Origin of the sequence: Frateuria flava, assembly GCF_017837635.1 — a bacterium.
GTDB classification, from domain to species: Bacteria; Pseudomonadota; Gammaproteobacteria; order Xanthomonadales; family Rhodanobacteraceae; genus Frateuria_A; species Frateuria_A flava.
In genome coordinates this window covers 52,765-72,470 of sequence record NZ_JAGJRS010000003.1, presented here as the reverse complement: position 1 = coordinate 72,470, position 19,706 = coordinate 52,765, and the positions used below count along the sequence as shown (strand labels likewise).

13 protein-coding genes and 2 tRNA genes are annotated in these 19,706 nt (G+C 65.5%); 3 read left to right on the top strand and 12 right to left on the bottom strand.

What is annotated here, in order from left to right:
• The first annotated feature begins 172 nt into the window (after window positions 1–172).
• Window positions 173–2,926 carry a methionine synthase gene (gene metH, locus J7I44_RS01090; RefSeq protein WP_209614625.1) on the top strand — a complete coding sequence of 918 codons (2,754 nt, stop codon included), beginning with the start codon at window positions 173–175 and terminating at the stop codon, window positions 2,924–2,926.
• Window positions 2,927–3,025: 99 nt separating this feature from the next.
• On the opposite strand, the gene J7I44_RS01085 is transcribed toward metH, so the two are convergent.
• Complete coding sequence (locus J7I44_RS01085) at window positions 3,026–3,349, bottom strand: lipid-A-disaccharide synthase N-terminal domain-containing protein (protein WP_209614623.1); 324 nt, start codon at window positions 3,347–3,349, stop codon at window positions 3,026–3,028.
• Window positions 3,350–3,451: 102 nt separating this feature from the next.
• On the opposite strand from J7I44_RS01085, the gene J7I44_RS01080 reads away from it, so the two are divergent.
• Window positions 3,452–3,526: transfer RNA gene (locus J7I44_RS01080), tRNA-Val, on the top strand.
• Between the two features lie 54 nt (window positions 3,527–3,580).
• Here the strand turns inward: J7I44_RS01080 and J7I44_RS01075 are convergent.
• The 8 genes from J7I44_RS01075 to J7I44_RS01040 all read right to left on the bottom strand — a co-directional run bounded on the left by J7I44_RS01075 (window position 3,581) and on the right by J7I44_RS01040 (window position 14,810).
• Complete coding sequence (locus J7I44_RS01075) at window positions 3,581–4,165, bottom strand: GspH/FimT family pseudopilin (RefSeq protein WP_209614620.1); 585 nt, start codon at window positions 4,163–4,165, stop codon at window positions 3,581–3,583.
• A complete protein-coding gene (locus J7I44_RS01070) occupies window positions 4,162–4,608 on the bottom strand; it encodes a DUF4124 domain-containing protein (RefSeq protein WP_209614619.1) in 447 nt (148 codons plus the stop codon). Before J7I44_RS01070 ends, J7I44_RS01075 begins: the two co-directional genes overlap by 4 nt.
• Window positions 4,593–5,009 carry a type IV pilin protein gene (locus J7I44_RS01065; RefSeq protein ID WP_209614617.1) on the bottom strand — a complete coding sequence of 139 codons (417 nt, stop codon included), beginning with the start codon at window positions 5,007–5,009 and terminating at the stop codon, window positions 4,593–4,595. Before J7I44_RS01065 ends, J7I44_RS01070 begins: the two co-directional genes overlap by 16 nt.
• A 10-nt stretch (window positions 5,010–5,019) precedes the next feature.
• Window positions 5,020–10,470 (bottom strand): pilus assembly protein, encoded by a 5,451-nt coding sequence (locus J7I44_RS01060; RefSeq protein ID WP_209614615.1) that lies wholly within the window; start codon window positions 10,468–10,470, stop codon window positions 5,020–5,022.
• A gap of 19 nt (window positions 10,471–10,489) precedes the next feature.
• Window positions 10,490–11,167: a PilX N-terminal domain-containing pilus assembly protein gene (locus J7I44_RS01055; protein ID WP_209614613.1), complete on the bottom strand. Its 678-nt coding sequence runs from the start codon at window positions 11,165–11,167 to the stop codon at window positions 10,490–10,492.
• Window positions 11,164–12,249 carry a PilW family protein gene (locus J7I44_RS01050; protein WP_209614611.1) on the bottom strand — a complete coding sequence of 362 codons (1,086 nt, stop codon included), beginning with the start codon at window positions 12,247–12,249 and terminating at the stop codon, window positions 11,164–11,166. The genes J7I44_RS01055 and J7I44_RS01050 overlap by 4 nt, the downstream gene beginning before the upstream one ends.
• Before the next feature lie 11 nt (window positions 12,250–12,260).
• The gene (gene pilV / locus J7I44_RS01045) at window positions 12,261–12,761 is read right to left on the bottom strand and encodes a type IV pilus modification protein PilV (RefSeq protein WP_209614609.1); all 501 of its coding nucleotides are present in this window, start codon (window positions 12,759–12,761) and stop codon (window positions 12,261–12,263) included.
• Between the two features lie 129 nt (window positions 12,762–12,890).
• Window positions 12,891–14,810 (bottom strand): tetratricopeptide repeat-containing diguanylate cyclase, encoded by a 1,920-nt coding sequence (locus tag J7I44_RS01040; RefSeq protein ID WP_209614607.1) that lies wholly within the window; start codon window positions 14,808–14,810, stop codon window positions 12,891–12,893.
• 194 nt (window positions 14,811–15,004) lie between these two features.
• On the opposite strand from J7I44_RS01040, the gene J7I44_RS01035 reads away from it, so the two are divergent.
• Window positions 15,005–15,080 (top strand) — tRNA-Thr (locus J7I44_RS01035).
• A gap of 59 nt (window positions 15,081–15,139) precedes the next feature.
• On the opposite strand, the gene ispH is transcribed toward J7I44_RS01035, so the two are convergent.
• The 3 genes from ispH to ileS all read right to left on the bottom strand — a co-directional run bounded on the left by ispH (window position 15,140) and on the right by ileS (window position 19,687).
• On the bottom strand, window positions 15,140–16,102 hold the full coding sequence (gene ispH / locus J7I44_RS01030) for a 4-hydroxy-3-methylbut-2-enyl diphosphate reductase (protein ID WP_209614605.1): 963 nt from the start codon (window positions 16,100–16,102) through the stop codon (window positions 15,140–15,142).
• Between the two features lie 95 nt (window positions 16,103–16,197).
• Window positions 16,198–16,692 (bottom strand): signal peptidase II, encoded by a 495-nt coding sequence (gene lspA, locus J7I44_RS01025; RefSeq protein WP_209614603.1) that lies wholly within the window; start codon window positions 16,690–16,692, stop codon window positions 16,198–16,200.
• A gap of 133 nt (window positions 16,693–16,825) precedes the next feature.
• Window positions 16,826–19,687, bottom strand: coding sequence for an isoleucine--tRNA ligase (gene ileS / locus J7I44_RS01020; RefSeq protein WP_209614602.1), 2,862 nt, complete (start codon window positions 19,685–19,687; stop codon window positions 16,826–16,828).
• Window positions 19,688–19,706 lie beyond the last annotated feature (19 nt).

Sequence of the window (19,706 nt, the reverse complement as noted above, 5' to 3'; positions counted from 1 at the left end):
CAGCGCAGCTCCCTCTCTTCCGCCTCTCATCCGTCACCGGGGAGAGGGTCGGTGTAAGGGGCCGCGCTGGCGACGGCCCCACACCAGCGCCGGCTCTTCTGGACCTTCCCGCACGCCCCGCCCCCTCACCCCAGCCCTCGCCCCAACGTGGAGAGGGAGCAGAAGCACAAGCATGACCACCATCCGCCACACCCGCCTTTCCGGCCTCGAACCGCTGGTGCTCACCCCGGACCTGCTGTTCGTCAACGTCGGCGAGCGCACCAACGTCACCGGCTCGGCGCAGTTCAAGAAGCTGATCAAGGAAGACCGCTACGAGGAGGCCGTCGAGGTCGCGCGCCAGCAGGTCGCCAATGGCGCGCAGATCATCGACGTCAACATGGACGAGGGCCTGATCGACTCCGAGGCGGCGATGGTGCGCTTCCTCAACCTGATCGCCGCCGAGCCGGACATCGCGCGCGTGCCGGTAATGGTCGATTCGTCCAAATGGAGCGTGATCGAGGCCGGCCTGCGCTGCCTGCAGGGCAAGGGCATCGTCAACTCCATCTCGATGAAGGAAGGCGAGGAAGCGTTCCTGGAACAGGCACGCAAGGTGCGCCAGTACGGTGCCGCCGCGGTGGTGATGGCCTTCGACGAGGAAGGCCAGGCCGACACCTGCGCGCGCAAGGTGGAGATCTGCTCGCGCGCCTACGCGCTGCTGACGGAAAAGCTCGACTTCCCGCCGGAAGACATCATCTTCGACCCCAACATCTTCGCCATCGCCACGGGTATCGAAGAGCACAACAACTATGCGGTCGACTTCATCGACGCCACCCGCGAGCTGAAGCAGCGCTTCCCCGCCTGCCACGTTTCCGGCGGTGTCTCCAACGTGTCGTTTTCCTTTCGCGGCAACAACGTGGTGCGCGAGGCAATCCACTCGGTGTTCCTCTACCACGCCATCAAGGCCGGCATGGACATGGGCATCGTCAACGCCGGTGCGCTTGCGATCTACGATGACCTGGATCCGGAGCTGCGCGAGCGCGTCGAAGACGTGGTGCTCAATCGCCGCCCCGACGCCACCGAGCGCCTGCTGGAGATCGCCGACCGCTACAAGGCGAGGAAGGGCGAGGTGGTGGTGGAGAACCTTGCCTGGCGTGCCAGGCCGGTTCGCGAGCGGCTGGCCCACGCCCTGGTCCACGGCATCGACCAGTATGTCGTCGAGGACACCGAGGAAGCCCGCCAGCAAAGCACGCGCCCGCTGGACGTCATCGAAGGTCCGTTGATGGACGGCATGAACGTCGTCGGCGACCTGTTCGGCGCCGGCAAGATGTTCCTGCCTCAGGTGGTCAAGTCCGCCCGCGTGATGAAGAAGGCGGTCGCCTACCTGCTGCCCTACATCGAAGCGGAGAAGGCACGCACGGGCGACGCCGGCAAGAGCAACGGCAAGATCGTGATGGCCACGGTCAAGGGCGACGTGCACGACATCGGCAAGAACATCGTCGGTGTGGTCCTGCGCTGCAACAACTTCGACGTGATCGACCTGGGCGTGATGGTGCCGGCGCAGAAGATCCTGGACACCGCGATTGCCGAGAAGGCCGACATGATCGGTCTGTCCGGTCTGATCACCCCGTCACTGGAGGAGATGGGCCACGTCGCCCGCGAAATGCAGCGCCAGGGCTTCAACGTGCCGCTGCTGATCGGCGGTGCCACCACGTCGCGTGCGCACACCGCGCTCAAGATCGAGCCGCACTACAAGTCGCCCTGCGTATGGGTCAAGGACGCCTCGCGCGCGGTCGGCGTGGCGCAGTCGCTGGTCAGCAAGGACCTGGTCGACGGGTTCATGGCCAGGATCCGCGCCGAATATGCCGAGGTGCGCGAACGCCACCGCCATCGCGGCCCCGGCAAGCAACTGGTGCCACTTGAAAAGGCGCGTGCGCAACGCTTTACCTGTGATTGGGCCAACTACGACCCGCCACAGCCGGCCTGCCCCGGCCTTACCGTGTTCGACGACTACGACCTCGCGGAGCTGCGCGAGTACATCGACTGGACGCCGTTCTTCCAGGCTTGGGAGCTTGCCGGCCACTACCCGGCGATCCTCACCGACGAGATCGTCGGTCCGCAGGCGACCGAGCTGTTCAACGATGCACAGACAATGCTCGACCGCATCGTCGCCGAGAAGTGGCTGACCGCCCGTGCCGTCATCGGCTTCTGGCCTGCCGCCAACGTCGGCGACGACATCGAACTTGACCTGCGCCCTCTCCCCTCCGGAGAGAGCGTTGGGGTGAGAGGTCGCGGCTTGCTGGAAGCGACGACCGGAGCGGCTGCAGAAAAAACCATGCTCCACCACCTGCGCCAGCAGGCCGACAAGCCGATCGAGCGCCCGAACTTGTGCCTATCCGACTTCATTGCGCCGAAGGAATACGGCAAGCGCGACTGGGTCGGCGGTTTCGCCGTGACCGCGGGCCTGGGAATCGAGCCGCACCTGCAGCGCTTCCATGCCGAACACGATGACTATTCATCGATCATCCTCAAGGCCCTGGCCGACCGCCTGGCCGAGGCCTTCGCCGAACGCATGCACCAACGCGTGCGTCGCGAGTTCTGGGGTTACGCAACCGACGAAGCGCTGGACAACGAAGCCCTGATCGCCGAGAAGTACCGGGGCATCCGCCCGGCCCCGGGTTACCCCGCCTGCCCTGACCACACCGAGAAGACCACCCTGTTCCGCCTGCTCGATGCCCAGCGCAACGCCGGCATCGAACTCACCGAGGGCTTTTCCATGTATCCGGCCGCGGCCGTTTCGGGCTGGTATTTTTCCCACCCGGGCAGCCAGTACTTCGTGGTCGGCCGGCTCACCCGCGAGCAGGTCGACGACTACGCCAAGCGCAAAGGCTGGAGCCGCGAGGAAGCGGAGCGCTGGCTGGCTTCCAACCTCGATTACGATCCCGACTGAACCTGCGGGAGCACACCCCTGCGCGACCACCATCAATGGCGGTGCCCGGTGCCGGGGCCGCCCCAGATGCGTTCCTGCAGGCGAAGAGCCTGCTCCGGCTCAGACTTCCGCCGCGGCGTCGCGCCTGCGGTGGCGCATGTGCACCACCAGGTTGTAGACCGACACGAACACCGGAAAGAAGTTGGAGAGGATTCCGACCGAGTCGTTCTTGCCCACGGTGAAGTAGGCGAGCAGCAGTGCACTGCCGATCACCGACAGCCACCAGAACGCCAGCGGCATCACGACCCGCTTGTACTTGCGCGTGTAGTACAGCTGCACGAACCAGCGGCTGGTGAACATGAACGTGCCGGCGAATCCGACCAGCTTCCAGGGCGTCAGGTGGAACTGCTGCAACGCGTGCAGGATGGGAGCGAGAAGATCCATGGGGCGGCGCCTGCCTGAAAGGCGGGCATTCTACCGAACGCCGCCCGCGTGCGACGTGGGCATTGACCGCACCCGCGAGGGTCCGTATAGTTGCGCGCTCTCGGGCGATTAGCTCAGCGGTAGAGCACTGCCTTCACACGGCAGGTGTCGCAAGTTCGATCCTTGCATCGCCCACCACGTTTGAAAAAAAACCCGGCCTTGTGCCGGGTTTTTTCTTGCCACTGACGCGGATCAGCCGCAGCTGCCGCCGGCCTCGATCTTCCGGATCGACGCGCGCCCGGAAGTCGACAGCAAAACCGCCGCGCCCCGCACCTTGTCGGTGCTCTCGCCGACGGTATCGCCGTCGGACATGGGACATACCAGGAAGCTCAGCGGCGCGGTACTGGTGGTCGAACCGTCCTGGCTGAACCCGACGTCGTTTACCGCCGTGCCGGTATCGTCCACCAGGCGAACGCTTATGCCTGATTTGGCCTGGGTGACGCGCAACACCTCATCGGCCGAGGTGAACGTCGCGGCCGACCCCGGCGCAGTCTCGCGGTACACCACCCAACCGCCCTCGAACGTGTTCGAACCCGTACAGGCGGTACCGTCCGTGCTGCCACAGAGCTCGGTGACTACGCGACGGGTGATGGCGTCGTTGCGTGCGTACTGCAAGTCGGCAAGGACGGCGTTGGACTGCGCCGTGACCGCGCTGCGACGCATGAAGTCGCGGAAGTTGGGCAAGGCAATGCCAGCCAGGATCGCGAGCACGACCACGGTCACCATCAACTCGATCAGGGTGAAGCCGCGCGATGGCCTGGACGCATGCGTGTTCATGGCTGGCTCCCCGTTTCACAGAACTGGTTGATGCGCTGCCTGGTGCGGAGCTTGGCCTGGCTGCGCTGTTCCGCGTCGAGTTTGGTGGCTGCATCGGGGCTATTGCCGCTGACCACCATGCGATTCTTTTCCAGCACCGCCAGATCATCGCGTGCCGCATCGCACGCCTGCTTGCGGTAGGCCGCCTGCGCCTCCTCCAGTTGCGGCGTGGGCTCGGCCGTCGACGCCGCCGGCGCGGGAGCCGCCTGCTCGCCGCCCTGCCCCGCAAGCTTCAGCGTCTCGGCCTTCTTCCCCGGCGGAGGCGAGGCGCTGAAATGGACCGTGCCACTGGCATCGGTCCACTTGTAATACGTGCCGTCCTGGGCGGCGGCGGCCAGGCACATGCACGCGGCGATACATCCGGCCAGTAGCCTTCCCCGCGCCATGATCAGCGGCCCCAGCATTTGGGATCGTTGGTGGTCGAACCGGTCGACTCCTGTCGACCGGCCTGATCGAGGCTGAGCGTCTGGCACTGCGTGTCATCGTCGTGCTGCGAGCCCACCGCGGTAGCCACCAAGGTATAGGTGGTCGTGCTGGCGCTGGCTGGGTCGACCTGGACCGTGTAATAGCTGCCGGCCATCGAACTGGTGCCGCCAAGGGCGGAAACGCTATCGGCATAGCTGTTGTTGCTGTAGAGGAAGCGCTCCTGCCTGGCCGCCAGCTCGGTAAGCGCGCGCTGCGCGTCCACGCGATGGGAACGCACCACATATCTGCGGTACGACGGGATCGCAACCGCCGCCAGGATGGCGACGATCAGCAACACGATCATCATTTCGATCAACGTAAAGCCCTGCTGCCTGCGCATGCGGCGCTCCTTACTTGTCCAGCGGTTCATGCCAGGATACCTCGCTGCTGAGCACCGACTTCAGGGTGGTGATCTCCTTGCAGATGATCGCGCCCGTCGAGGTCTGCACGCAGGCCGTCAGCTTGCGCTGGCCGGTGCCTTCACCGACATGAAGGCTTGGCGGCGCCGGCAGGCCCGGTCCCATGTCGGTCGACTTGTTCACCCGTTCCTTGCCGTCGACGCTGGTAGTGCCGAAGGGATTGTCGGTCGGGTTGGCCGTGCCGCTCTTGTAGTTGAGGCTGTAGAGCGCGCCTCGGCCCACGTCCGTGCAGGTGTCCGTGCCCGGGAAGAACGTGGAGGTCAACAGCACGCCGCCCAGCAAGCTCTGCGAGCTGACCACGCGCTCGGCTGGCGTCTTGTCGGTGGTGGTCGTCGGCGCGGTCAGCTTCTGGTACCAGCCCAGGCGCGTGTCCGTGTCGAAGCTTCCCAGCAGCTTGTCGAAGGTATCGATGCTCTTGCCATCGGCATCGGTGCCCGCCCCCGACACCGATGTATCGGTGAAGACATTGACGTTAGTGACGTCGACCAGATCGGCCATGTCCAGTGGCAGCACCTTGTATTGCTGATCGGTGGTCGAAAGGAGCGAGGTGTCGATCAGACCCACGATCTTCTGTTGCGCCGTCGAGTCCAAGTCCTTCTTGGTATACGCGCGGCCGGTGCCGAAGAACACCATGGGCGCACCGCGGTCATTGCGGCCGACCGTGGGGCGAATGGTCACCGGCAGGTCGAGGTCCTTGACTATGCGCAGCTTCGTCCACCTGCTCGGATCCGGATCGGCTGCACCGTCGTAGATGAAGCTGAGCTTCCACAACGAGCCGCCGAATGCCCCGGTACCGGTGCCCTTGACGCTGCCGAAGTAGAGGCCTTCGGAACGGCCGTCGAGATTGTAGTCCGAGGCGATGAGATCACCCGCGAAGCTGGTGGCGCCTGCGTCGGTGGCACCGATGTCCTTGAAATCGAACACATTGGTCGGCGTGGCGGAGAGGCTCGCAAGATCGTAGGCACGAATCTTCAGCGAGGTGGCAGCCACCGCGCTGCCGCCTTCGGTCGAGCCGACACCGCCGTTGTCCGTCGTACCCGAACCGGTGAACAGGAAGAACTTGTTCGGGCTGCCGGAGGTGTTGTCGCGGAACATCGCGGCGGCAGGAATCGACGAGGTGTAGGTATCGACCACCTTGGTGATATCGACGCACGAGGGCGCATTCAGCTTGTTGTCGCTGGCACACTTGGCCGTGCCGTCCGACAACGCGGTATTGGTCAGCTCGGCCAGCAGCTTGGGCGGATCTTCCGGATCGGTTACATCCAGGACGACGTAGGCAGAGAAGGAGTTCTGCGTGGCCGTGGTGTTGTCGGTGGCGGTGTTGACCGAGATCGGACCACCTCCGAAACGGAACGGCACGATCAGGATGGTGCCCCAGCCCTCGGGATGAGCCGTGTCCTCGGGGAAGATCTTCACGTCCTGGGCGATCGGGCTGCCGTCGACGTAGAAGTTGTGCTTGTAGGCCGGATCGGCCAGCCAGCGCAGGTGCGGCAACAGGTTGCCCGGCACGTAGGCCCAGAGTTCGCCACCGAGCGGGTCGGCGGTCACCGAGGCGTCGGTATCGGTCGGGGTCAGCTGCACCCGGTGTTCCCTGGCGTTATAGAAGCCGCCGTTGAAGGCATGCAGCATGCCGTCGTTGGAACCTACGTAGACGACCTGCCGGCGATTGCGGTACTTGTCCCTGAATTTGCCGTAGCTGGTATCGCCATACAGCAAATCGAACGCTTCCGAGGGAGTGCCGACGACGACGGGCGTGGAGTCGACGATGTCACCCAGGCGTAGCACGCGCAACGTACCGTCGTTGCCGTAGTCGACCGTGCGCGAACGCCACAAGCGGTTGCCCTTGGCATCATTGTCCGCCAGCTCGTAGCCGCGGATCCAGGCGACGATGCGCTTGGCCACGTCCGGGTCGGCGGTGTTGAGGTACCGGAAGTTGCCGGTGGTGCTGTTGGTTTTCTTTTCGCCGTAGAAGCCCGTTTTGGTCTTGCCCGAACCGGTGCCGGTGAACGCGAATGGTTGCTGCTCACCGCTGTCGACCACGCCATCGTGGTCCGCGTCGATCCAGGTAAAGATGTAGCGACCGTTGCTGGAAAGGGTGTCGTAATCGCGGTTCGCGCTGGTCAGGTCACTGTTGTTGACGCCAGTGCTGAAGGCGGTGCTCCACAGCTGGTCCTGCGCGCTCCATACCGTCCTCAATTGGTCGAGTTTCTGATCGGTGATGATCGCCTCATCTTTTTTGAAGACCGTCACGGGCGAGCCGTCCGCGTTGGCGGGCATGACCATGCGGTGGAACTTGGTCTGGTTGTCGTTCGGGTCGAAGAAGAATTCGATGACCGGATCGACGTCATAGCCATCGAGCACGGCCGCCCCGCTGGTGAAGCCGTTGCCGTTTTCTCGCAGGTACCCGTAGCTGTCGGTCCACAGGCCGTTGAGCGTACCGCTCCACGCCGCCACACGATCGCTGGAATCCTTGCGTTCGGCCTGGTAGAGCGCCTGGTAGACCAGACCTACGCCCTTGGCGCTGTTGGCCACCACCGCAGCGGCCGTACCGGAGCCGGCACGCTTGAGGATGGCGTCGAACGTTCGCGACAGGCGATCCTGGAGCTGGGCCGGGTTGCGGACCATGAAGTAGTTGTCCGGCAGGCCGTCCTGCCCGTTGGCGCCCGAATCGTTGACGATCGCGTCCCATTCGGGCGAATCCGCCGGGTCCGGCTTGTTGTCCTTGTTCTGGTCGATGAAGCCGCCGTACTTGGCCGCGTAGAACAGCGGATTGGGCAGCGGCAGCTGCTCGGAGGGACCGGTGCTCAGCTTGTCCGCGGACGGGCGGCTCCAGTTGTCGGCGCCGCCCTTGTCGCCATACAGGAGGCTGCCGTTCTTGTCGCCGGGCCTCAACACCGTGAACTTCGCGGCCTGGCCAGTAGAGTTGTCCGCGCCAGCCATGGTGTAGCCGATGCGCAAGGCATTGCCCGCATAGGCCGAAAGCGCCTGCACCCGGGCCACCAGGAACTGCCCGTTGCTGGTATTGACCTTGCCGTTCTTGCAGATCTGGGAATCGAGCGTGTCTACGCAGATGTCGTCGTAGCCGTCCCCGTTCCCGTCGTAGGAACAGTAGGCCCCCACGCAGAAGCTCAGCATCTCGACCACGTCATTGTCGTGATCGTTGCCCCACTGGGAGTCCTCCCAGGTGATGGTGAAGCTGCCGCGTACGGGGCGACGCTGCCCGTTGTAGGTCACGTCCAGCGAGGGGAGGCCATAGACCTTGTAATTGCCCTTGGAGTCCTTCTGCGTCGTCGACGTCTTCGGACCTACGGTCAGGTTGCCCAGATAGCAGCTTCGCCAGCCGCTGGTGCTGTTCAGCGCCGCCGAGCCGTTGTTGTTGGCCTGGCATGCCGGCGTGATCGTGATGAAGTCGACCGCGCATTTGTCGATGTCGTTGCCCGTTTCGCACACCGGAATGGTGAAGCTGGGCAGCGATTCGGCGAGGGCGATCGCATAGGTCTGTACCTTCTGCGTGCCGGTCTTGTCCTTGCGGATGTCGTTGGTCCAGGCCTCGTAGGCCAGGCCGGCCATCTGGTACCCGCCTTCGAGCGAGGGCACATCCGGGCAGATGCCGTGCGCCAGTGCGAGATCGTCGATCTCGTACGGGGTGCAGACGTCCTGATAGGTGCTCCCGTCCAGTGCGCCGTAGCGTCCGACCAGGTACTTGGGCGGCGATCCGCTGGTCTTGGTACCGGACAGGTTTTCGTTGTTGCCCACCAGCGTGGTCGCTGCATCGGCCTGCGCCGGAAGTGACGCGACGTTCGGGATCTGGTCGCTGTCGAACGAGTTCAGCCCCGTGGTGATGACAATGATGCTGCAGTTGGCGCAATACGCATTGCCGCCGTCCTCCGGCTTCCGGTAGGGATCCTTCCAGGTCGCCAGCGGCAAGCCGGCAACGCCGTTGATGGCCGCATCGCTGACGTTGAACAGCGTGGTGGGTGCGCTCTCGCCGCCGATGTAACGCAACGCCTCGGCATACATCTCAGCGAGCGGGTTGCCCGAATCCTTGCAATCGTACGCATCGGTGCCCGCCGCACCCGGATCGTTCAGGTGCTTGGTGCCCGCCGAACCTCGCTGCAGGATGCCGTAGGTGCCGCAATCGTCGTAATTGTCCGTGCTCGGATTCCACGAGGTCAGGCGGAACCGGCTCAGGGTATTGACGATGCCTTCGTTTCCAGCGGCCACGTTGCAGAACTGGCCGGTCTGCAGGTTGACTTCGTCGACCTTGCCGTTGGCCGGATCGTAAGTGCAGCCGGTGGCGGCGTTACCGGCAAACAGTCCGATATTGCGCCGCAGAACGCCACCCGCGCGGGGTTTGCTGTAGGTGCCGGTGATCAGGCCAAAACGCATGGAGCCGTTCTCGCCGTAGCGCTGCAGCAGCCCGGCGGGCTTCCAGTGGTCGGCCGACGTACCATCGCTGAGCGTCTCGGTGTACTTGCGGCAGAACTTTTCGCGATAGTCGGACGAATTGCAGGCGAGCACGCGCACGGTGTAGACCGAGTTGCCCAGTCCGTCACTTTTTTGCGGAGAGTCCGACTTGTTGATGTCGCTGCCCGACTCCGAGATGTCGTCGCGCCAACGGCATTGCTCACGTGCGGTCGATGCCCACTCGGTGTACGAGCCCTTGGCCACCCTCAATTGCGGGGCACCGGAGGTGCTGGGCGAAACGTTGCACATGGACAGGCCCTTGCCACCGGTGTTGGTGGTGGTGAAGGGGGTGTACTTGTTGACGTCGCTGCCCAGGTAGACCTTGGACCAGGCATGCAGGTCGCTCGGAATGTAGGAGCGCTCCAGTACCGTGCTGGTTTTGGTGTCGGTGGATCGATTCCCGCCGTAGAGCACCAGCCGCAACACGTCGATGCGGCTCATCGCGGCCCAGTTCAGAAAGTTGCCGCTCCACTTCGTGCCGTCGCACTCGTGCGCTTTCTCGTTGCCGTTGGCATCCGTGGCGTCGGCACCGGCAACGAACTGTCCATTGCTGTAGCCGTAGCACAGGTTCGCATCGAAATAGCCGGAGTAATCGAACCCATCCTGGTAAGTGGTGTCGACGACGCCGTCTCCGTCGAGGTCGGTGTAGTCGGTATAGGCCTTGATGTAGAGCTGCTCGTCACGCGACATCACCAGCATCACCAGCGGCGGTACCGAACCGACGTTGAGCAGCGGATAGGCGGTGTAGTTGTCCGCCGTCGCAACGCTGCCGTTGCTAGTGATCGAAATGGGGGCGTCCAGCCCGACGCCCGCCGTGGTGGCGGCCGCGTGCGCGGGCGGCAGGTACGAAACACCGGAAACCAGCGTCAGCAGCGCCAGTCCGGCGACGTTGGAAAACAGTTTGCCAAGTTGCATGTTCATTCCCCTGCCCGCTTCAGTTGCGGATCGATTGGCGGTACTGGGCCATGGTGACGGCGCGGCCGTCGCCCGGTACGGTGCCAACGCTCATTACTTCGAAATACATGCTGCCGCCGCCGGCCGCGGCGCCGCCGCCAATGCCGCGGTAACCGGCCGCCTGGGCGCCGCCGGAACCTTCCGCCAGCACAGTGCCATCCGGGATGATCGATATCGTTGCCGAGACGTTGCGCGAGCAATTGCTGCTGGTCACGTCGCACATGGACAGGATCGCGTCCGGATGCCATGTGCTGCTGTCGTAGCGCTTCTCCTCCGGCAGGGTGCCGCAGGTCGGTTGCAGGTTGGCGTAGAACAGATCGACCACGCCATCACAATCCTTCTGCAGGCCATCCTTGACCACCGCCAACATGTCGTCGGTGAGGCTGAAATCGAAGTCATCGTTAGGCAACGTGCCACCGAGATCTTCGGGCCAGCCACGCTGGAAGACGTGCTCGTCGAACATGGCGATCGGCACCGAGCGCAGGGTCTCGGAGGTCTCGAACGCCCGCTGGTGATTGGCTACGTTGGTGACCAGACGCATTTCCATGAGAGTGCCGCGCATGGCGATCACCGCCACGAGCGATAGCACCACGAGGAAGACGAGGCCGACGAAAAGCGCGATACCGCGCTGACGTGAACGTGTCGCGGGAATGTTCATCGGGTTGCCACCAGCATGCGAATGCGGTTACGCAGTTGCACCACCTGGGTCAACGGGGTGCGGGCGAATTGCCAAGGCTGGGTTCCGGCTACGGAGAAGTTGGTGCAGCCGGTGGTGGTGGTGGATGCGGTGCCGATCACGTAGGAGCAGTTGCCGACGCTGAACGTACCTGTGTGCGGCATCGAAACGTCGCGCTGCTGCGACACCGCCACCAGGCCGACGTTGACGGTGATTACGCGCGTCCACTCATCGGCCGAGATGGTGCTTGCGTCCTCGTAGGCTGCCGGCACCAGCTGGCTCATGTCCGTACCGGTGATGCCATAACGGAACTGCAACTGTTCGATGCCCTCCACCAGCGGCTCTTCGGTAAGGTTGCCGGTACTGTCCAGGCGCATGCGCATGAGCGTGGGGACGGGGTTTCCGTCATCGTCCGACGCGTCGCAATGGGATGCGTCCGATCCGCCGGACGGATTGCTGCAGGGGCGCAGGTAATACATGTCCAGGCGGTAGGGGTACACGTAGCGGCCGATCGCCGACGCGGGCGGCGTGGTCGGCACCGAGTCGCTGCCCAGGAACAAGGCCGCCTGCTGGCCTATGGCCGACACCAGATACACCTGCTTGGGCGCGGCGCCGATAGTGGTGCTGGCGGCCGGGTCCATGCCATCGGCATCCACATAGCGCGTCACCAGGACATCGGAGCCCTTCACGTAGTCCTTGTCGTCGACGCAGCCGGACAGCGGGAACGTGCTGCCGCCCTCGTAGCCGAAGACGCCTTCCCGGGTATCGAGAATCCAGTCAGCCTTGCAATCGCCACGCGCGGTTACCGCGGGCGAACCGGTCACCACGCCGCCCGCATTGCCGCCCCAGAAGTCGGCCATGCGCAGCGACCATCCGATGCGGTCGGAGGCGAAACGCACGTTCTGCTGCAGGATGTTGGTGCCCTGTTGCAACTGGTAGGACTTGCGATTGGCCAGCAGCACCTGGATCAGGCCTGCGACCACGATGAGGCCCAGCACCACGGCGATCATCATCTCCACCAGCGAGAAACCACCGGCGGTGCGGCGGGAGCGGCTCGATCCCATGCGTGGCGTCCTCATGGCAGCATGCTGAAGCTGTAGGTGCCGTTGTCGGCGGCGGTCAGCTGCTTGTCGCCGTTGAGATCCAGGCCGTTCCAGGACACCGTGATGGTGAAGGTGCCGAGGTTGGCATCACGCGCCACCTTGCCCGCCGGCACGCCCTTGGCGGCGATCGTGCTGTTCTTCAGGCTGTCCAGCCAGTTCTTCAGATCCGTCTTGGCCTGGGCGCACGGCGGATTGCTGGCACAGCTGGCCGGGTTCGGCGCGACCGAACCATCGTAGATGTAATAGCTGCTGCTGCCGTCGGCCGGATCGACGCCCTGCGGATTGGCGCGCATGGCGTCGGCCAGGCTGCGCGCCTGGATGATCGCGTTGGTGCGCGAGCTCGATTCCTTGGTGAACTGGGCACCCTTGGTCTGCAGCAACGCCAGGCCAAGCATGCCGATGCCGAACACGACGATCGCGACCATCACCTCGATCAGCGACACGCCGCGCTGGCTGCGCGCGTAACGATTCATTTTCCGTCCCCTACCGGATCACGCCGACTCCAGCATAGGCGGCCTCACGGCAGCCGCCAGACCCGGACGGACGAATGGCGGCATTTTTCCGACGAACGGCATCCACCGCCCGGCCGGATGAGGCGTGCGTCACACGACCTGGGCGCGGCCGCCGACCTCCACGCGGTTGCGCCCGGCATCTTTGGCGCGGTACATCGCGTTGTCGGCGCGCCGAATCAGTTCCGCCAGATCGTCGGCATCATGGTCAGCCATGGCGGCCCCCACACTGGCGGTGATCCGCAACCCCGGAGCGAGATGGGCCAGCGGGAGGCTTTCGACCTTCCGACGCAGGCGTTCGGCGATCTGCAGGGCCACCTCCGGTGTGGTGTCCGGAAGCACCACCAGGAATTCTTCGCCGCCCATCCGCCCGATCATGTCGAAGCGGCGCAGCGCCTGTTTGCACGATTGCGCCACGCGCACCAGCACCTGGTCGCCGACCGCATGCCCGAAGGCGTCGTTGACCGCCTTGAAGTGGTCCACGTCCACCACCAGCACGCACAACGGCTCACCGTCGGCGCCGGCACGCGCGAGCGCCCGCTGGGCCAGCTGTTCGATATGACGGCGGTTGGCGATGCCGGTCAGCGGATCGGTCATCGCCAGCCGGTGCAGTTTCCGTGAGCGCCGGAACTGCCGGGCCGCCAGCCATAGCAACAGCACGATCAGCACGCCGCCCAGCACCAGCGCCAGGCGCTGCCAGTGGCGCACGTGCTCGAGCGACTCCAGCTGCTGCTCCTTCAGCGCGCGATCCGCGGCCAGCCGGCGGTTCTCCTGCTCGCGCTGGGCGGTCTGGAACTGGTAGTTCATCAGCGTGGCGTTGTCCGAGTGCGCCTTGCGATCGAGCGCCTCGTGCACCGAAACCAGCCGGCGCAGGTCCGCCACTGCCAGATCCAGATGACCGAGCGCCTGGTAACTGCGCGCGCGGGCATCGAGCAGTTCCGCCAGGTAACGCAGGTTGCCGCTCTGCTGCAGCAGCTTCTCTGCCTGGTTGTATTCGTCGATCGCTTCGGCGTGCTTGCCCATGCCCGCATGCGCCTGGGCAGTCTGCAGCATGATCATGTCGCGATTGGAGCGGTCGCCAATGCGCGCGAACCCGGGCTTGGCCCTTTCCAGCTCCACCAGCGCTTCCTGATGGCGCCCCTGCAGGTTGTCGACCTGGGCCAGCCCCAGGTGGATGCTCGCGCCCCGCGAACGGCTGTCGACCTCGTGCGCCAACACCAGCGCCCGGTGCAGATGCCGCTCCGCCGCCACCTGATTCCCCGCTTCGCTTTCGAGGAAGCCCAGCTCCATGTGGGCGCCTAGCTGCTCCGCGCGGTCATGACGCTGTTGGCCGATGGCGAGCAGTTTGTCGAGATATGCGCGCGCCTGCGCTTCCTCGCCGAGCCGGCGATAGGCCACCGCGATATTGAACAGGTTGTCCTCGCTCTCGACCGGGGCACCGCTGCTTTCGTAGAACTTCTGCGCCTCCAGGAAATCGACCAGCGCCAGCGCGTGCTCGCCCAACAGCGACTGCACGCTGCCGCGCCAGGTCAGGCCGTCGGCGACCAGTCGCTGGTCTTCGTGCTGGTGGGCCAGGGAGATGCCGGCGTCGTAGTCGGCCAGCGCATCGCGCGGCGTGGTCAGCGCCTCCTGGTTGGCGCCGCGGCAGAAATGGAAATTGACTTCCGCCTCGTAGTAGCCAAGGCGCTGGGCGTCTGCAATGCCCTGGTCGGCGTACGCGATAGCCTGTTCAGGGGAGGTGTCCAGGCCAAGGACGCAGTACATGTAGCGGTAGCGCAACTCGCGCCGGGGATCGTCCGGCGGCAGCAGGCTCTTCATGTGCTGCAGCGCTTCGAGGACGCCCGCCTGGGTATCGGGCGAGATTTCGCCCCGCTCCAGTTGGCCTGCGTACTGATCGAAGGCAGCGGCCTGGTCGGACGGCACGGCGGCGAACGCCGACCCCAGGCACAGCAAGACGATCAGGATCGACACTGCCCGCAGCAGCGGTTTTGCTCTGGCTGTCGATGTGGGCAAGGTCGAGGAATCCGTTGGGTGCCTCTCCCTGGCGAGCTCTGGCTGCATGTCTCCCCCATGTAGCGGCAGAAGACCTGGAAACTGTAGTGGGCGGCGCCCCCTCCATCCATCCACCATCCACTGCAGTCTCCAAGCTTGCCACGGCTGGCGCGCTTGCGTGTGCCGCGGTCGATCCGTAGAATTTCCGTCTCTTTGCCGGAATAGCTCAGTTGGTAGAGCGGCGCATTCGTAATGCGTAGGTCGTAGGTTCGATTCCTATTTCCGGCACCAGATCAAGAAAAAAGGCCCGCGCGAGCGGGCCTTTTTTTCTTTGGTGAAAGACACTTGCGTCAGAGGCTGGCAGGTACGTTGCCGCCATCCAGGCGCAGCTCGCGCGGCAGCGCGAAGGTGATGGTTTCCGCCTCGCCCTGCAGCTCGCGCACGTCGCCGGCGCCCCAGGACTGCAGGCGGGCGATCACGTCGCGCACCAGTTTGTCCGGCGCCGAGGCGCCGGCCGTGAGGCCGATCCGGGTGATGCCATCAAGCCAGGCGCGGTCGATGTGCTCGGCACCGTCGATCAGGAAAGCGCGCACACCCTGCTTTTCGGCCAGCTCTCGCAGGCGATTGGAGTTGGAGCTGTTGACCGAGCCGACCACCAGCACCAGGTCGACCGCCGCGGCCAGCCGGCGCACGGCGTCCTGGCGGTTCTGCGTGGCGTAGCAGATGTCGTCCTTGCGCGGCCCCTCGATATCGGGGAAACGCTCGCGCAGCGCGGCGATGATCGCCTTGGTGTCGTCCACCGAGAGCGTCGTCTGGGTGACGTAGGACAGCTGGTGCGGAAAGCGCGGCGCCAGGGAGGCGACGTCCTCGACCGATTCGACCAGCAGGATCTGGCCGCTGTTGGCCGGGTTCCACTGGCCCATGGTGCCTTCGACTTCCGGGTGGCCGGCATGGCCGATCAGCACCACGCTGCGCCCGGTGCGTCCCAGCCGCGCCACCTCCATGTGCACCTTGGTGACCAGCGGACAGGTCGCGTCGAACACCTTGAGCGCGCGCTGGCCGGCTTCCTCGCGCACGGCCTGCGATACGCCGTGGGCGCTGAAGATCACCGTGGCGCCGTCGGGCACCTCGTGCAGTTCCTCGACGAAGATGGCGCCGTCGGCGCGCAGCTTCTCCACGACATACCGGTTGTGCACCACTTCATGGCGCACATAGATCGGCGCGCCATAGGACTCCAGCGCGCGTTCGACGATGGCGATGGCGCGGTCAACGCCGGCGCAGAAGCCGCGGGGATTGGCGAGCAGGATGTCCATGGCGTTTCGCAGAAGTGGCAGGTTTGCTGCAGGAGCGCCCTTGGGCGCGACCGAAGCTGTCCCGGTCGCGTCCCGGCGCGCTCCTACACGCGGCATTATCGCACGTCGGCCTTGCCGCTCCGGAAACCGAACAGGATCAGCAGCACGGCGCCCACCGTGATGCCGCAGTCGGCCACGTTGAACACCGGATAGCTCCACTGCCGGTAGTAGACATGGATGAAATCGGTCACCTGCGCCGCGTGCAGGCGATCGACCAGGTTGCCCAGCGCGCCGCCGACGATCAGCGCCAGCGGCAGCGCCGTGCGCCAGTCGCGGCGCGCGGTGCGCGCCAGCCACACGACCAATGCGCCGCTGATCACCAGCGCCAGCGCCACGAAGAACCAGCGTTGCCAGCCGTCCCCGGAGGCCAGGAAGCTGAACGCGGCGCCCGTGTTGAAGGCCAGCGTCCAGTTGAGGAAGCCCGGAATCACCGGATGCGGCATGCCGGCCGGCTGCAGGGCGTGCAGGGCCCAGGCCTTGGTGAGCTGGTCGAGGCCGATGACCAGCAGGGAGAGCAGCAGCCAGGGCAAGGCGTTGGGTTTGGGGTGCATTAACCTGTCCAGAGCGGTTTATCCGACACCGTTCGCCCTGAGCGTAGCGCAGCGGAGTCGAAGGGCCAGCGTGCGGGCGGCCCTTCGACTTCGGCCCTGCGGGCTTACGCCCAGGGTGAACGGCGTTGTGTGGTCAGAACCAGCGGCGCGTCTCGCCCTGCCCGGCCACGTTCTCGATGCAGCGGCCGCACAGCTCCGGGTGCTCCGGATGGCTGCCCACATCGGGGCGTCGATGCCAGCAGCGCACGCACTTGGCCGCGTCGCTCGCAGTGGCCGAAACCCAGGCTTCGCCATCGGCCAGCTCCACCTTTGCCGCCTCGTCGGCGCGCGGCGCCAGCGGCCCCAGCGAGGCGTCGGACGTGATGAAGAAGAACCTCAGTTCGTCCTGCGCCGCCGTGTAGCGCGCCACCAGCGCCGGATCGGCGTAGATGTCCAGGTTAGCCTCCAGCGACGCGCCGATCCGGTCGGCCTTGCGCATACCCTCCAGCACGCGCGCGCCCGCTTCGCGGATCGCCAGCAGGTCGGCCCACCAGCGACGCTGCTCGGGCGAGCCTTGTGTCGCTGCCAGGCCGTCGTACCAGGTTTCGAACAGCACGCTTTCGCCACGCTCGCCAGGCAGCTGCTGCCAGATCTCCTCGGCGGTGAACGCCAGGATCGGCGCCAGCCAGCGCACCAGCGCCTGCGCGATGCGGAACATCGCGCTCTGTGCGCTGCGCCGGCCGTGGCTATCGGTCGGCATGGTGTAGAGGCGGTCCTTGGTGATGTCCAGGTACAGCGCGCCCATCTCGTTGGTGCAGAAGTTCTGCACGCGCGCGACCACGTCGGGGAAGTCGTAGCGCTCGTACGCGGCAATGACCGCCTGCTGCACGTCGAAGGCCTGCTGCACGGCCCACTGGTCCAGCGGCAGGGTCTGATCCACCGGCAACAGATGCTTCGCCGGATCGAAGCCGTCCAGGTTGCCGAGCAAAAAGCGCGCGGTGTTGCGGATGCGCCGGTAGCTGTCGGAGACGCGCTTCAGGATCTCGTCGGAGACGGTCATCTCGTTGCGGTAGTCCGCCGAGGCCACCCACAGGCGCAGCACGTCGGCGCCGAGCGTGTCCATCACCTTCTGCGGCGCGACCACGTTGCCGAGCGACTTGGACATCTTGCGGCCGGACGCATCGACGGTGAAGCCGTGCGTGAGCACCTCGTCGTACGGCGCGCGGCCGTGGATCGCCGAGGAGGTCAGCAGCGAGGACTGGAACCAGCCACGATGCTGGTCCGAACCTTCCAGGTACATCACCTTGTACTGCGCCGCGTCGCCCTGTTGCAGCTCGGGCCGCTGGCCGATCACGCAGAAGTGCGTCACCCCCGAATCAAACCAGACATCAAGGATGTCGGTGACCTTCTCGTAGTCGCCCGTCTGGTCGCCCAGCAGCTCAGCGGCATCCAGCTCGTACCACGCATCGACGCCGCCCTGCTCGACCTTCTTCGCCACCTGCTCCAGCAGTGCGACCGAATCGGGATGCGGCTCCTGCGTGGCCTTGTGGACGAACAGCGCGATCGGCACACCCCAGGTGCGCTGGCGGCTGATGCACCAGTCCGGGCGGCCCGCGACCATGCCGGCGATGCGCTCCTCGCCCCAGGTCGGCACCCAGCGCACGTCGTTGATCGCCTTCAGCGCGGTGGCGCGAAGCTGCGCCTGCTCCATGCCGATGAACCATTGCGGCGTGGCGCGAAAGATCACCGGCGTCTTGTGGCGCCAGCAGTTGGGGTAGCTGTGCTCGATCTTCGCGTGGGCCAGCAGCACGCCGCGATCGCGCAGCAGGTCGACGATGGCGTCGTTGGCCTTCCAGATGTGCATGCCGGCCAGCGAGAGGTCGCCGGCGGCCGGCGCATCCTCGCGGTAGGCGCCGCGGGGGCCGACATAGTTGAGCGTGCCCAGCCCGTTGTCGCGGCCGACGATGAAGTCCTCCATGCCGTGGTCGGGCGCGGTGTGCACGGCACCGGTACCGTCCTCGGCGGAGACATGCTCGCCGAGCAGGACCGGCACTTCGCGCGGGTAGAACGGGTGATGCAGCGCCGAGCGGTCGAGGTCGATGCCTTTGGCGTGCCCGAGCACCTTCGGCGCATCGATGCCGTAGCGCTTGAGGGCCGGTTCGACCAGCGCACTGGCGACCACCAGCAGCACGCGCCGGCCATCGCGCGCCGGCCCTTCGACCAGCGCGTATTCGAGATCCGCACCCAGCGCCACCGCCTGGCTGGAGGGCAGCGTCCACGGCGTGGTGGTCCAGATCGGTACCGCGACGATCGCATCGCCCGGATCGACGCCGAACTTGCCGGCCAACGCACCCGGATCGACCGCGTCGTAGGCCACGTCCACCGCCGGCGACTGCTTGTCGCCGTATTCGATCTCCGCCTCGGCCAGCGCCGAGCCGCAGTCGAAGCACCAGTACACCGGCTTGGCGCCGCGTACCACGTGTCCGTTGTCGACGATGCGCGCCAACGCGCGCAGCATGTCCGCCTCGTAGCGGAAGTCCATCGTCTTGTAGGGGTGCGACCAGTCGCCCAGCACGCCCAGCCGCTTGAAGCCCGCCCGCTGGCCGTCGACCTGCTCCTGCGCGTACTCGCGGCACTTCTGGCGGAATGCGCGCGCGTCGAGCTTCTCGCCCGGCTTGCCGTGCTTCTTCTCCACCGCGATCTCGATCGGCAGGCCGTGGCAGTCCCAGCCGGGCACGTACGGCGAGCGGTAGCCGGCCAGCAGCTTGGACTTGACCACCATGTCCTTGAGGATCTTGTTGACCGCGTGGCCGATATGGATCTCGCCGTTGGCGTACGGCGGGCCGTCATGCAGCACGAAAGCCTTGTCGCGACCGGCCACCTTCTGCTGGATCTGCGCGTAGCGGTCGGCCTTTTGCCACTCGGCGAGCCACTGCGGCTCGCGCTTGGGCAGGTCGCCGCGCATCGGGAAATCCGTCTGCGGCAGGTTGATCGTGCTCTTGTAGTCGTGCGTCATGAGGGGGTGTCCGTGGGCG